This is a genomic window from Arthrobacter sp. B2a2-09, from assembly GCF_027587375.1.
GTDB lineage: Bacteria > Actinomycetota > Actinomycetes > Actinomycetales > Micrococcaceae > Arthrobacter.
In genome coordinates, this window is sequence record NZ_JAMXIC010000009.1 from 81,920 (window position 1) to 94,895 (window position 12,976).

Below are 12,976 nucleotides of genomic sequence, written 5' to 3' on the forward strand. Positions count from 1 at the left end.
TTTTCTCCATAACTAAATCCAACACTTATCAGGAGTTCAACCGCATCGCGCATTCGCGGTCCTCGGTAGTGATCCCCGGGAGCAGCCTTCTGTGATGAAGGCGCAGCCCGTGGGTCTCGATCGATGACCGGGTGTCGTACAGGCCAGGAACAGACGCTGGCCTGGGTCGATGCGGAAGGACTTCCGCTAAACAAGAAACGGAGGTGACTCTCAATGGAGGGTCCCGAAATCCAGTTCTCAGAAGCCATCATCGACAACGGCCGCTTCGGCAAGCGTGTTATCCGCTTCGAAACCGGCCGCCTCGCCAAGCAGGCAGCCGGCGCCGCGATGGTTTACATCGACGAAGACACCGCATTGCTGTCCGCAACCACCGCAGGCAAGTCCCCGCGTGAAGGCTTCGACTTCTTCCCGCTGACCGTCGACGTCGAAGAGCGCATGTACGCCGCCGGCCGCATCCCGGGCTCGTTCTTCCGCCGTGAAGGCCGCCCGTCCACCGAAGCCATCCTGGCTTGCCGCCTCATGGACCGCCCCCTGCGCCCCGCGTTCGTCAAGGGCCTGCGCAACGAGGTCCAGATCGTCGTCACCGTACTCGCGATCAACCCGGACGAGCTCTACGACGTCGTGGCCATCAACGCCTCGTCCATGTCCACCCAGCTCTCCGGACTCCCGTTCTCCGGCCCGATCGGTGGCGTCCGCGTTGCCCTCATCGCCGACGAACAGGGCACCGAATGGGTTGCTTTCCCGAAGCACTCCCAGCTCGAGAACGCCGTCTTCAACATGGTTGTCGCCGGCCGCATCGCCGGTGACGACGTCGCCATCATGATGGTTGAAGCCGAAGCCACGGACAACTCCTGGAACCTCATCAAGGAACAGGGCGCCACCGCTCCCACCGAAGAGGTTGTTTCCGAGGGCCTCGAGGCCGCCAAGCCGTTCATCAAGGCCCTGTGCGAGGCCCAGGCTGACCTGGCCGCCCGCGCTGCCAAGCCGACGGTCGAGTTCCCGGTCTTCCTGGACTACCAGGATGACGCCTACGCCGCTGTTGAAGCTGCCGCTGCCGAGAAGCTTGCTGCTGTCTTCCAGATCGCCGACAAGCAGGACCGTGACAACGCCTCCGACGAACTCAAGGACGAAGTCCTTGGCGCCCTCGCCGGCGAGTTCGAGGGCCGCGAGAAGGAACTCTCCGCAGCCTTCCGCTCCTTGACCAAGCAGGTTGTCCGCCAGCGCATCCTCAAGGACCAGATCCGCATCGACGGCCGCGGCCTGACGGACATCCGCCAGCTGACTGCCGAGGTAGAGGTCCTGCCGCGCGTTCACGGCTCCGCCATCTTCGAACGCGGCGAAACCCAGATCATGGGTGTCACCACGCTGAACATGCTCAAGATGGAACAGCAGATCGACTCGCTGTCTCCCGTCACGCGCAAGCGCTACATGCACAACTACAACTTCCCGCCGTACTCCACCGGCGAGACCGGCCGCGTCGGTTCCCCGAAGCGTCGCGAAATCGGCCACGGTGCACTCGCCGAGCGCGCCTTGGTTCCGGTTCTGCCGTCCCGCGAGGAATTCCCGTACGCCATCCGCCAGGTGTCCGAGGCCCTCAGCTCCAACGGTTCGACGTCGATGGGTTCCGTTTGTGCCTCCACGCTGTCCCTGCTCAACGCAGGTGTGCCGCTGAAGGCCGCTGTTGCCGGTATCGCCATGGGCCTGGTTTCCGACCAGGTTGATGGTCAGACCCGCTACGCTGCCCTGACCGACATTCTCGGCGCCGAAGACGCTTTCGGCGACATGGACTTCAAGGTTGCCGGTACTTCCGAGTTCGTCACGGCCATCCAGCTGGACACCAAGCTCGACGGCATCCCGGCATCGGTCTTGGCTGCAGCCCTGAAGCAGGCCCGCGAAGCCCGCCTGCACATCCTGGACGTCATCAACGCCGCCATCGACACTCCGGACGAGCTCTCCGAGTTCGCACCGCGCGTGATCGCCGTCAACATCCCCGTTGACAAGATCGGTGAGGTCATTGGCCCCAAGGGCAAGATGATCAACCAGATCCAGGAAGACACCGGCGCCGACATCTCCATCGAGGACGACGGCACGGTCTACATCGGCGCTACCAACGGTCCGTCTGCAGAAGCAGCCCGCGCCGCGATCAACGCCATCGCCAACCCGCAGATCCCGGAAATCGGTGAGCGTTACCTGGGCACGGTCGTCAAGACCACCACCTTCGGCGCGTTCGTTTCCCTGACCCCGGGCAAGGATGGCCTGCTGCACATCTCCGAGCTGCGCAAGCTGGCCAGCGGCAAGCGCGTGGACAACGTCGACGACGTCGTCTCCGTGGGCCAGAAGATCCAGGTCGAGATCACCAAGATCGACGACCGCGGCAAGCTCTCCCTCTCCCCGGTTGTGGCCGAGGAAGAAGGCGCCTCCTCTGAAGAAGCTCCCGCCGAAGAGGCTGAAGTTTCCGCCGAGTAGCCTGAACCGGCAAACACGCGGCAGGACCGGTGGACATGTCCACCGGTCCTGCCCGGCTTTAACAACGAATTCCAATCCCAAGGGCGGTGTGCCCGCTGGTACGATTGCAGCCAGATTTGGCACCCATGATTTCCCGCAGAACTGAAAGGTCTTGATGACTGTCGTACCCCTCCCATTGGCGCAGACCGTGCCCGGCGGCGAATTGATCCATGGCGCCGAAGGCGGCTCCATTGTCCGGCGTTCAGTGCTTCCGGGAGGCGTCCGGGTGCTCACCGAGGCGATGCCCGGGCAGCGTTCGGCGACCATCGGATTCTGGGTGGGGGTCGGCTCCCGGGACGAGGCGGACGGCCAGCACGGCTCCACCCACTTCCTGGAGCACCTCCTGTTCAAAGGCACCAGGAAGCGCACCGCCCTCGAGATCGCTTCTGCTTTCGACGAGGTCGGCGGTGAGTCGAATGCCGCCACCGCGAAGGAAAGTACGTGCTACTTTGCGCGCGTGCTGGACACGGACCTGCCCATGGCCATCGACGTCATTGCCGACATGATCACCGGCGCCGTGCTGGATCCTTCGGAACTTGAACAGGAACGCGACGTCATCCTTGAGGAAATCGCCATGGACAGCGATGACCCCACCGACGTCGCACATGAAAACTTCGTGGCCGCCGTACTCGGCGTGCATCCGCTGGGACGCCCGATCGGGGGCACCCCTGCCGCCATCAAGGCCGTGTCCCGCGATTCCGTGTGGGCGCATTACCAGCGCTACTACCGGCCGGACGAAATCGTCATCACCGCCGCCGGCGGCCTGGACCACGACGTCGTTTGCCGCCTCGTGCTCGATGCCTTGCGGACGGCCGGTTGGGAGCTCAAGGACACCGCGGCCCCCGTTGAGCGCCGCTCCACCGAGCGGGCGGACATCACGGGTACCGCAGGCCTCCACGTGATCAAGCGCCCCGTGGAGCAGGCCAACATCATCATGGGCTGCCCTTCGATCGTGGCTACTGACGACCGGCGCTTCGTGATGAGCGTTCTGAACGCAGTCCTTGGCGGTGGCATGTCTTCCCGGCTCTTCCAGGAGATCCGCGAAAAGCGCGGCCTCGTCTATTCCACCTATTCCTTTGCCTCCGCCTATGCGGACGCAGGCTACTTCGGCATGTACGCCGGCTGCACGCCGTCGAAGGTGAAGCAGGTTCTGGAACTCCTGGGCGCCGAACTGGACAAGCTGGCTTCCGACGGAATCACGGACGAGGAGTTGCGCAAGGCCGTAGGCCAATTGTGCGGCGGAATCGTCCTGGCCCTTGAAGACACTGGTTCCCGGATGTCCCGCCTTGGCCGCGCCGAACTCGTCTCCGGCGAATTCCAGGACATCGACGAAACGCTGGACCGCATCAAGGCCGTCACAGCCGAGCAAGTCCAGGAACTCGCCCGGGTGCTCGCCGAAGCCCCCCGCACGGTGACCGTCGTCGGGCCGTTCGACGAAACTGAGACGTTCGGCCTCTAAGGGACATGCCCTCCGTTGGAGCTTAGGAGTGGACATAACCCTGATATGTCCATTCTTGGTTTCGAACAGGGGGCATGTCCGGTGGGGAAGGCTGGACGCGCCTGCTCGATCGGGAACATGATGGTGACGTATCCATCGTCTTGCGCAGGAGTCGCCATGAACGAGCCGTTGAAGAGTCATGCAAACACTGCGCTGGAGGCGTTCCTGGGGCATTGGCGGGGGAGTACCGAGCTTGCCGCGTCGCCGTGGGGACCTGCCCGGACCGCCGACGCCGAGGTGACTTTCTCGCGCGCGGCAGGTGGTTACGCCTTGGTGCAGAGCTACCGGCACATCGAGCCCGACGGCACCCATTTCGAGGGGCACGGTGTCTTTACCGTTGACCCGGACCACGGGGACACCCTGTGGTACTACGTGGACAGCATGGGCCGGCCACCGGAAGCTCCGGCTCGGGGGCATTGGCAAGACGGCACACTCAGGCTTGAGCGGCGTAGCCCTCGGGGGACCGCGCGTCACACTTTCAATGTGGACGGCGGCGTGCTGACCCACATGGCGGAACTGAGGCTCGGAGATGCCGCGACGTTCAGCCCGTTCATGGTCTCTGTCTGCAGGCGCGTCTAAGGTTCACGTCCAGCAGGCACAACATTCAGAAGATCCTGGCCTCGACCGACTCAACGATCCGCGCATCCGGCGAGCCGTCGAGCGAGGCCGGCCTTCCCGGTCCGCTCCACACCCTTGTCCGCAAGGTGTCCAGCATTGATTCAGCTTGCTCCCGCTCGGCGAAATCAAGCTCGATCAAGACGCGCTGCGAATCGTCCACGGGCCGAAAGACCCTGTAGGAAACAACGCCGGAGCCGGCGCGATCCGCAGGGTCCGAGTCGAACGACCGCTTCCATGCGCCGAAGTCGTTCACAGCGTGTTCGATCAGGAGGGTGTACATGGCTGTTCCTTTGCTGTCGCGCGGATAGGCACAGCGTAGGCTCCTTGGACCTGGGGAACCACCCTTCGCGCTGGGTGCTGACGTCGACTCAGCCCCCGGCAAACGGCGGGAGGACGTCGACGACGTCGTCCGCACCGAGGGCGGCCGAACGGTCGCGAACTGCTACCTCATTGCGCAGGAAGCTGCTGCGCGAAACGATCCGGGCGAGGGGTGGCGTGCCAGCCGGTGGTTCCGGACGTTCGACGGCGAGCACAGCCGCGATCAGCCCGTCTAGGCTGGTTCCTTTCGGAAGGTTGTGGTGTTCCTCTTCGACGCCTGCCGCGGCGCGCGCGGCAGCGAAGTATCTTACGAGCAAAGCCTCAGCCTCCGATTGCGCTCATGCTGCGGTCCGGCTGGACAAAGTCGGGTGCGCCGAGGCCGGTGTGGTCCATGCCGTGCGCCTTGGGTTTGATCCACATCGCGTCCTGCCAGCGTTGGGCGAGCTCCTCGTCGCTGGCGCCTTGCCGGAGCAAGCCGAGGAGGTCGAACTCCTCGCGGGAGAACAAGCAGCTCATGATCTTGCCTTCGGCGGTAATCCTGGTGCGCCGGCAATCGGAACAGAACGGTTCGGTGACGGAGGCGATGATGCCGACGGTGCCCAGAACCGGACCGGTGGCTTCAGCGGACGAGGAGTTCCGGCGTCGTACTTCGAATCGTTCAGCCGGTGCCCCGTCGCGTTCACGCGGATCCGGGCTCAGCGCGAAGTCGCGCGAAAGCAGTTCGCGGATCTCGGCTGCGGTGATCATGTCCCGCCGGGTCCAACCGTGATCTGCGTCCAGCGGCATTTGCTCGATGAAGCGCAGTTCATAGCCGCGGTCCAAAGCCCAGGCCAGGAGGTCTGGGGACTCGGCGTCGTTGATTCCCCGCATGAGGACGGCATTGATCTTGACCGGACCCAAGCCTGCAGCCCAGGCGGCATCGACGCCGGCAAGCACTTTGTCGAGGAAGGGTCGCCTGGTCAGTTTGGCGAACGTTTCTTCGTGGAGGGAGTCAAGGGACACGTTGATGCGCGTGAGTCCGGCTTCCTTGAGCGCCGCCGCTTTCTTGTCGAGTCCGACGCCGTTGGTGGTCATGGAGATCGGCAGATCGGGGTGCGCCTCGCGGAGGGCCGAGATGATATCCACCAGGTCGGCGCGGACCAAGGGCTCGCCCCCTGTGAGGCGCAGCTCGCGGACCTCGAGTTGCTCGACGCCGATCCGCACCAACCGGACAATCTCGGCGGCGGTCATGACGGCCTGTTTGGACAACCATTCAAGGCCCTCGGCGGGCATGCAATAAGTGCACCGGAGATTGCATTTGTCCGTCAGGGACAAGCGCATATCGGTGGCCCTGCGTCCGTAACGGTCGAACAGGCCAGGGGGAGTTCCTGCAGGGCGCTGCGGGGGCGCAGACACGCTGCTTCCCGTCCCATCGCCCGTAGGGGGCAACGGCATGCCTAGCTGAACACTCATGGGTTCAGGCTACGCCAGGCTGGGCCCGAGCGTGATATCGCCCACTGGTCATGTTCGTCGTCCGCTCCCGTGGAAGGCAAGGCAAGGCCTGACTTCTTACGGAATACATACAGTTGCCCCGGGGTCGCCTGGAACACGTACCGCGGGCACCATGCGAATCTATGCTGAAGGTGTGAACATGCAGCCCGCCCCGCACGCTGCCGAACTCGGCAATCGCCGCATTCTTCTGGTCGAAGACGAGCAGACCATCGCCGACGTCGTCCGGGACTACCTGGTCCAAGCAGGCTTCCAGGTCGATCTCGCGGGCGACGGCTTCACCGCGCTGAGCGTCGCGGCCGCCAGGCGGCCAGACCTCGTCATCCTGGACCGGATGCTGCCCGGACTCGACGGCGTGGAAGTGTGCCGCAGGCTGCGCCTGGCCATGAGCGTTCCCATCATCATGGTCACTGCCCTTGGCACGGAAGACGACCGGATCCTGGGCCTGGAAACCGGTGCGGACGACTATGTCACCAAGCCCTTCTCACCCCGCGAGCTGGTCCTCCGGGTGAAGTCCGTGTTGCGCCGGAGCATCCGGGAATTCAGCCCGGAACCTCCCGTGGAGCTCGCCGGCTTCGCACTGGATCCGGCCTCGCGCACTGTGCTCCGTGACGGCAAACCCCTGATGCTTACGGTGCGTGAGTTCGATCTGCTGGCGTTCCTGCTCCGTCGGCCCAACCAAGTATTCAGCCGCGAGGATCTCATCAAGGCAGTGTGGGGTTGGGACTTCGGGGATTTGTCCACAGTGACGGTCCACGTCCGTCGCTTGCGAGAAAAGATCGAGGACAATCCCACCACACCGGTGCTGCTCAAGACGGTCTGGGGAGTCGGCTACCGCTTTGACGCGAAGGAAGGTGGACATGCAGCCAGCTGAAATGTTCACTATCCTGGGCTGGATGCTGCTGTGGGCTGTCCTCATCGGCGCCTTGACCCTTGCCTTGCTGCGTTTCCTGCGGGGCGCTTCGATCCTGGTGCAGATATGCCTCGTGGTGGTGGCCACCGTTGCGGTTCTCGTGGCCGGGATGGTGAGCGCCTTCAACGCCATGTTTATTTCCGCCCTGGACCTCGAAGTCATGTGGTACATCCTCGGGGTGGCCTCGGCCGTGGCCATTGCGATTTCCATGGTCCTCGGCGCCGGGGTGTCCCGCAACGCCATCCGGCTCGTGGCAGCGACGCGACGCCTCGGCAGCGGAGAAGCCCTCGACGGCTCGTTCCTGCCACAATCAGCATCGCGGCGAACCGGACCGGCCATGAACTCCGAGCTTGCCCAGCTCGCCCAGGAACTCGAAGCGAGCAGCATCAAACTGGAGGAATCCCGGCGACGGGAAGCCGCCGTCGAAACCGCCCGCCGCGAACTGGTCTCCTGGATCTCGCACGACCTCCGGACCCCTTTGGCCAGCATGCGGGCCATGGCCGAAGCGCTGGAAGACGGCATGGCGTCCGACGTCCCCGCGTACTATCGCAAGATCATCGCCCAGACGGACCAGATGGCAGTAATGGTCAACGACCTCCTGGAACTGTCCAAAATCCAGGCGGGAACCCTAAGGCTGAGCGCAGAATCCTTGGACCTCTACGACCTGGTGAGCGACGCCATCGCCGATCTCGCGCCGCTCGCCGCCCAGCGCGGCATCCGGCTCGACGGCGGCGGCGACCGCGAGTGCATGGCCGTCGCGGACGGGCCAAGCCTGGGAAGGGCCGTCCGGAACGTGCTGCTCAACGCAATTATCTACAGCCGGCCCGACGGCGGGGTCTTGGTCCGTGTCGGACGTGACGGAAGCGACGCCGTCGTCGACGTCGTGGACAGCTGCGGCGGGATCGACGACGAGGACCTCGCCCACGTTTTCGAGACCGGCTGGCAAAAGGACCGTTCCCGGGGAGCAGGAACGCCGGTCGGAGGGGGTCCACCGCGATATAGCGGGGCCGGAGTAGGGCTCAGCATGGTGGCGGGCATTGTGAAGGCGCATGGCGGCACTGTCATGGTGGCGAACACGGGGGAGGGCTGCCGCTTCACGCTCCGCCTTCCATCGGGCGCACAGGCAAGCGCGTCCCGCACCGAGGCTTTTCCGATACAGACAGTTCCCGCGGACACCATTCCGGCAGAGGGCACCAAACAGGCAGGCACATCATGAGCAGGACCACTTCGAAGAAAGCCAGTATCAGGACGGCTGCCCGATGGGCGGCGGCGTGCGGCGTGGTGGCCATCGGGCTCGGCGTGGCGGCCGGCGAGTTGCTGGCCGGGTTCCTGAGCCCGTCCGTCTCGCCGGTCACCGCACTGGGCGGTGTGGTGATCGACGCCGTACCGGGTTGGGCCAAGGAACTGGCCGTCAACCTTTTCGGCACCAATGACAAAATTGCCCTGATCGTCAGCATCGCCCTGGTGACCTTGGTCCTCGCCGCGGTCGCTGGCCTCCTGGAGTACCGGCGAAAAGGAGCGGGGCTGGCGCTTGCCTTGCTCGCAGGAGCGGCGGGGCTGGCTGCCGTGCTGACCCGTGCCCAAGCGGCACCTTCCGCGGCCGTAGCCCCCGTCGTGGCCACAGTGGTCACCATGCTTTTCCTCAGGCTCCTGATCCAGAGGCTCGAAACCTGGCGTCCCGTGCCCGAAGCGGCCGACATGCCATTGGCCCGCCGAAGCTTTATGCAATTGCTGGGTGGAAGCGCGATCGCAGCCGTCGCCGTAGGGATCGTGACGACGGTGGTGCGCAGGGCAGGAACGGTGGCATCGGATTTCCGCAGTGGGTTGGCCCTTCCCACCCCGGTGACGCCTCCGCAGAAGGTTCCCGACGGCGCCGCACTCACCTTGGCGGGTCTGCAGCCGCTCGTCACGCCGAACCCCGACTTTTACCGGATCGACACTGCGCTGATCCCCCCAGCCGTGAATCCGCCGGACTGGACCCTCAAGGTGACCGGCTTGGTGGAACGCGAAGTCCAATTGGATTTCGCCACGCTGCTGGCCAAGCCGATGATCGAGCGCTACGTGACCATCGCTTGCGTGTCCAACGAAGTCGGTGGAGACCTTATCGGCAACGCCCTCTGGCTGGGCTGGCCGGTCCGCGAACTCCTGGCCATGGCTGGGCCCAAGTCCGGGGCGGACATGGTGCTGTCCCGCAGCACTGACGGCTGGACTGCCGGGACCCCCCTCGAAGCGCTCACCGACAGTCGCGACGCGATCCTTGCCGTCGGAATGAACGGCGAACCCTTGCCGCTGGAGCACGGCTTCCCCGTCCGGATGATCGTCCCGGGCCTCTATGGATATGTTTCGGCCACCAAATGGCTGACGGAACTGAAGGTCACGCGTTTCGCTGACGACCAGGGTTACTGGGTTCCGCGCGGTTGGAGCGACCACGGCCCCATCAAGACGCAGTCCCGCATCGATGTGCCCCGGGACGGCCGCTCGGTCAAGGCCGGAACAGTCCAGTTCGGCGGTGTCGCCTGGGCTCAACACCGCGGGGTTTCCCGGGTGGAGGTGCGCGTCGACCGGGGCAATTGGCAGGAAGCCAAGCTCGCACCGGGGATCTCCTCGGACACGTGGTACCAATGGCAGCTGGGCCTTGAGTTGGGCCCCGGGAACCATGAAGTCCAGGTCCGGGCCACCGATACCACCGGTACGGCGCAGACCGAAGCCCAAACTCCCGTAGCCCCGGACGGCGCCACGGGATTCCACACCATCCACGTCACCGCCAACTGACATTAGGCTGTGTAGGTCTGAGCGAAACAACCCGGGAGGAACACTCGTGGCAAGATCCGTCGCTGCCCACCGCCAAGCCGTCCAGGAGCTGCTGTCCGGCCTTGCACACAAGGAGGGCACCGAAGAGCTGCCATTGATGGCGGCGCTCGGCCGGGTGCTTGCCGCCGATGTCCTTGCCCCGCTCAGCCTGCCGCCGTTTGCCAACTCCCAGATGGACGGTTTTGCCGTCCGCTCAGCGGATCTGGCCCCCCATGCAGCGAGCGACGCCGGTGCGGAGCTGACTGTAGTGGATCCCGTCCCGGCAGGCGCGGCACCGGTGCGACTCATGCCCGGCACCGCAGCCCCGATCATGACCGGCGCCATGATGCCTGAGGGTGCCGACGCCGTCGTGCCTATCGAACAGGCGGTGCCTGATGTCTTTCCCGCCCCAGGTGTGGCAACAACCGTCCGTCTTCCCACAACCGAGCCGGGGACATTCGTCCGCGACGCCGGGAGCGACATCACCGCGGGCACCGTTGCGTTGCGCGCCGGAACGGCTCTCGGGCCCGGGCAACTGGGTCTGCTTGCCGCCTTGGGGATGACCGCCGTCGAGGTCCGCACGCCGGTGCGCGTGCTTCTGGTGACCACCGGCGATGAAGTCGTGGAACCCGGTATGTCGCTGCCGGAAGGCAAGATCTACGATTCCAACGGAACCCTGCTTGAAGCCGCCATGCTGCAGTCCGGCCTCCACGTCACGCGGACGGGAATCAGCGGCGACGATCCCACCGAGCTGCTGGCGCTCCTCCGCAGCCGGAGTGGAACCATCGATCTCATCGTCAGCACCGGGGGCGTCAGCAAGGGCGCCTACGAAGTGGTCCGGCAGGCCATGGAGGGCCAGCCGGTCGAGTTCGTGTCGGTGGCCATGCAACCCGGCGGCCCCCAAGGGATCGGGACGTTCGACGGCGTTCCCTTCCTCGGTTTTCCCGGCAATCCGGTGAGCTGTCTCGTGTCCTTCGAAATGTTCCTTCGACCGGCGCTCGCCGCCGTCGTGGGAAGCCCCGCATTGCGTCCGAGCCTCCAGGCCCGCCTTACGGAGTCTTTGACCTCGCCCGCCGGTAAGCACCAGGTCCGCAGAGGCACGCTGCTTCCGGGTGGAACGGTAAGGCTTGAGGGAGGCGCCGGCTCCCATCTCATCCATGCGCTCGCCAACTCGAACGCCCTGGTCCAGGTGCCTGCAGCCGTCACGGAACTCGACGCCGGAGCGGAAGTGGAAGTATGGATGTTGTGAATGACACTTCAGACCCCGCAGGCATCGTCGGCGGCCTCACCCACTTGCGCCAGGACGTCGGCGGCCTTACCGAGCTGCGCCATGACGTCGGCGGCCTCACCCACTTGCGCCAGGATGGAACGGCCCAAATGGTCGACGTCTCCGAGAAGGCAGTGACCACGCGGGAGGCCACCGCCACCGCCACCGTCCACAGCACGTCCGAGGTGCTTACCCTGCTCGGAGCCGGTGAGCTTCCGAAAGGCGACGCCCTTGCCGTAGCGCGTGTTGCCGGCATCATGGCAGCCAAGAAGACGCCCGAACTCATCCCGCTGTGCCACCCGCTGCCGATTTCCAAGGTCACGGTGGACTTCGAACTCGGCCCGGACACGGTAGTTGTCCTGGCAACGGTGAAGACCAAGGGCGTCACGGGCGTGGAGATGGAAGCTTTGACTGCCGCCTCGGTGGCTGCCTTGAGCGTCTACGACATGATCAAGGCAGTGGACAAGCACGCCGTTATCAGCGGCATCCAGGTGCTGGCCAAGAGCGGCGGGAAAAGCGGCGACTGGGCCCTTCCAGCCTCGTCCGGCGCGGCCAGCTCGTCCGGCGAAGGAGAACGCGCATGAACGCCTGCGAACCCGTCCGTGGTCCGCGGAAGGCCGGCGTGGTCATCGCGTCCAACCGCGCCGCGGCAGGAATCTACGAGGACAAGAGCGGCCCCGTGATCCTGGACTGGTTGGTCGAACACGGCTACGAGACCTTCCCCGTCATGGTGGTGCCGGACGGCGAGCCGGTCGGTGCCGCCATCCGGGCGCTGTTGACCCTGGAACCCTCCGTCGTCATTACGAGCGGCGGCACCGGGCTGAGCCCTGATGACCGCACTCCGGAAGTCACATTGCCTTTGCTGGATCGCGAAATACCAGGGCTCATGGAAGGCATCCGCCGCGCCGGAGCCGCCAAGACGCCTATGGCGATGCTGAGCCGGGGCCACGCGGGTACTGCCGGCAAGACGTTCATCGTGAATCTGCCGGGTTCGCCGAAGGGTGTGATGGACGGCCTTGCCGTTCTTGATCCCGTCATCGCCCACCTATGCGATCAGTTGGAAGGAAGTCATGAGCACTGAAACCGACTTCGAAGTCATCAGCGCGATCCTCAGCGCAGAGCCGATTTCCGTGGACCAGGCCATAGCAGCCGTGGAATCGGACACGGCGGGAGCGGTGGTGAGCTTCAGCGGTGTGGTCCGGAACCACGACGGCGGCAAGCCTGTCGACAAGCTCAGCTACAGTGCCCACCCCACTGCCCACCAGGTCATGGCCGACGTCGTGGCGAAGCTCGTGACGGAGCACTCGGGGGAAGCTGCCCAGCCTGTCCGTATTTGGGCAGCACACAGGATCGGTCTGCTGGAGATTGGCGAACCTGCGCTCGTCTGCGCTGTTGCCGCTGCCCACCGCGGACAAGCCTTCGCTGTGTGCTCGGAGCTTGTGGACAGAATCAAAGCGCAAGTGCCCATCTGGAAGGAACAGTTCTTCAGCGACGGCACCGTCGAGTGGGTCGGGGCAGGGGAGTAGCTGAGCGCTTCCCGTCGAAATCGCCGGAACGGTGCCGGTTCGCCGGAGCGTTC

13 protein-coding genes are annotated in these 12,976 nt (G+C 65.0%); 10 read left to right on the plus strand and 3 right to left on the minus strand.

Going from position 1 to position 12,976, the window contains the following annotated elements:
* The first annotated feature begins 213 nt into the window (after nucleotides 1-213).
* The 3 genes from NFJ07_RS11950 (at nucleotide 214) to NFJ07_RS11960 (ending at nucleotide 4,582) form a co-directional block, all read left to right on the plus strand.
* Entirely contained in the window at nucleotides 214-2,466 is a 2,253-nt protein-coding gene (locus NFJ07_RS11950; RefSeq protein ID WP_269994583.1) for a polyribonucleotide nucleotidyltransferase, read from the plus strand.
* 154 nt (nucleotides 2,467-2,620) lie between these two features.
* Nucleotides 2,621-3,964: a M16 family metallopeptidase gene (locus NFJ07_RS11955; protein WP_269994584.1), complete on the plus strand. Its 1,344-nt coding sequence runs from the start codon at nucleotides 2,621-2,623 to the stop codon at nucleotides 3,962-3,964.
* A 156-nt stretch (nucleotides 3,965-4,120) separates the two neighbouring features.
* Nucleotides 4,121-4,582 carry a DUF1579 family protein gene (locus NFJ07_RS11960; protein ID WP_269994586.1) on the plus strand — a complete coding sequence of 154 codons (462 nt, stop codon included), beginning with the start codon at nucleotides 4,121-4,123 and terminating at the stop codon, nucleotides 4,580-4,582.
* A gap of 25 nt (nucleotides 4,583-4,607) precedes the next feature.
* Here NFJ07_RS11960 and NFJ07_RS11965 read toward each other — a convergent pair whose 3' ends face one another.
* The 3 genes from NFJ07_RS11965 to moaA all read right to left on the minus strand — a co-directional run bounded on the left by NFJ07_RS11965 (nucleotide 4,608) and on the right by moaA (nucleotide 6,391).
* On the minus strand, nucleotides 4,608-4,901 hold the full coding sequence (locus NFJ07_RS11965; protein WP_269994588.1) for a hypothetical protein: 294 nt from the start codon (nucleotides 4,899-4,901) through the stop codon (nucleotides 4,608-4,610).
* 88 nt (nucleotides 4,902-4,989) lie between these two features.
* A complete protein-coding gene (locus tag NFJ07_RS11970) occupies nucleotides 4,990-5,256 on the minus strand; it encodes a MoaD/ThiS family protein (RefSeq protein ID WP_269994590.1) in 267 nt (88 codons plus the stop codon).
* 4 nt (nucleotides 5,257-5,260) lie between these two features.
* Nucleotides 5,261-6,391, minus strand: a complete 1,131-nt coding sequence (gene moaA / locus NFJ07_RS11975; RefSeq protein ID WP_269994591.1) for a GTP 3',8-cyclase MoaA — start codon at nucleotides 6,389-6,391, stop codon at nucleotides 5,261-5,263.
* Nucleotides 6,392-6,569: 178 nt separating this feature from the next.
* Here moaA and NFJ07_RS11980 point away from each other — a divergent pair, with 178 nt between their 5' ends.
* The 7 genes from NFJ07_RS11980 (at nucleotide 6,570) to NFJ07_RS12010 (ending at nucleotide 12,923) form a co-directional block, all read left to right on the plus strand.
* Complete coding sequence (locus NFJ07_RS11980; protein ID WP_269994705.1) at nucleotides 6,570-7,301, plus strand: response regulator transcription factor; 732 nt, start codon at nucleotides 6,570-6,572, stop codon at nucleotides 7,299-7,301.
* Entirely contained in the window at nucleotides 7,288-8,556 is a 1,269-nt protein-coding gene (locus NFJ07_RS11985; RefSeq protein ID WP_269994593.1) for a sensor histidine kinase, read from the plus strand. Before NFJ07_RS11980 ends, NFJ07_RS11985 begins: the two co-directional genes overlap by 14 nt.
* Nucleotides 8,553-10,112 (plus strand): molybdopterin-dependent oxidoreductase, encoded by a 1,560-nt coding sequence (locus NFJ07_RS11990; protein WP_269994596.1) that lies wholly within the window; start codon nucleotides 8,553-8,555, stop codon nucleotides 10,110-10,112. Before NFJ07_RS11985 ends, NFJ07_RS11990 begins: the two co-directional genes overlap by 4 nt.
* Nucleotides 10,113-10,158: 46 nt before the next feature.
* Nucleotides 10,159-11,379 carry a molybdopterin molybdotransferase MoeA gene (locus tag NFJ07_RS11995; protein ID WP_269994598.1) on the plus strand — a complete coding sequence of 407 codons (1,221 nt, stop codon included), beginning with the start codon at nucleotides 10,159-10,161 and terminating at the stop codon, nucleotides 11,377-11,379.
* 74 nt (nucleotides 11,380-11,453) lie between these two features.
* Complete coding sequence (moaC, locus tag NFJ07_RS12000) at nucleotides 11,454-11,981, plus strand: cyclic pyranopterin monophosphate synthase MoaC (protein WP_269994706.1); 528 nt, start codon at nucleotides 11,454-11,456, stop codon at nucleotides 11,979-11,981.
* Nucleotides 11,978-12,478 carry a MogA/MoaB family molybdenum cofactor biosynthesis protein gene (locus NFJ07_RS12005; RefSeq protein WP_269994600.1) on the plus strand — a complete coding sequence of 167 codons (501 nt, stop codon included), beginning with the start codon at nucleotides 11,978-11,980 and terminating at the stop codon, nucleotides 12,476-12,478. Before moaC ends, NFJ07_RS12005 begins: the two co-directional genes overlap by 4 nt.
* Nucleotides 12,468-12,923: a molybdenum cofactor biosynthesis protein MoaE gene (locus NFJ07_RS12010; RefSeq protein ID WP_269994602.1), complete on the plus strand. Its 456-nt coding sequence runs from the start codon at nucleotides 12,468-12,470 to the stop codon at nucleotides 12,921-12,923. Before NFJ07_RS12005 ends, NFJ07_RS12010 begins: the two co-directional genes overlap by 11 nt.
* The last annotated feature ends 53 nt before the right edge of the window (nucleotides 12,924-12,976 follow it).

What these genes read in the sequence shown, in the direction of transcription:
- NFJ07_RS11950 (WP_269994583.1), top strand. Translation starts at nt 214, where the DNA reads ATGGAGGGTCCCGAAATCCAGTTCTCAGAAGCCATCATCGACAACGGC.
- NFJ07_RS11955 (WP_269994584.1), top strand. Translation starts at nt 2,621, where the DNA reads ATGACTGTCGTACCCCTCCCATTGGCGCAGACCGTGCCCGGCGGCGAA.
- NFJ07_RS11960 (WP_269994586.1), top strand. Translation starts at nt 4,121, where the DNA reads ATGAACGAGCCGTTGAAGAGTCATGCAAACACTGCGCTGGAGGCGTTC.
- NFJ07_RS11965 (WP_269994588.1), bottom strand. Translation starts at nt 4,901, where the DNA reads ATGTACACCCTCCTGATCGAACACGCTGTGAACGACTTCGGCGCATGG.
- moaA (WP_269994591.1), bottom strand. Translation starts at nt 6,391, where the DNA reads ATGAGTGTTCAGCTAGGCATGCCGTTGCCCCCTACGGGCGATGGGACG.
- NFJ07_RS11980 (WP_269994705.1), top strand. Translation starts at nt 6,570, where the DNA reads ATGCAGCCCGCCCCGCACGCTGCCGAACTCGGCAATCGCCGCATTCTT.
- NFJ07_RS11985 (WP_269994593.1), top strand. Translation starts at nt 7,288, where the DNA reads ATGCAGCCAGCTGAAATGTTCACTATCCTGGGCTGGATGCTGCTGTGG.
- NFJ07_RS11990 (WP_269994596.1), top strand. Translation starts at nt 8,553, where the DNA reads ATGAGCAGGACCACTTCGAAGAAAGCCAGTATCAGGACGGCTGCCCGA.
- NFJ07_RS12005 (WP_269994600.1), top strand. Translation starts at nt 11,978, where the DNA reads ATGAACGCCTGCGAACCCGTCCGTGGTCCGCGGAAGGCCGGCGTGGTC.
- NFJ07_RS12010 (WP_269994602.1), top strand. Translation starts at nt 12,468, where the DNA reads ATGAGCACTGAAACCGACTTCGAAGTCATCAGCGCGATCCTCAGCGCA.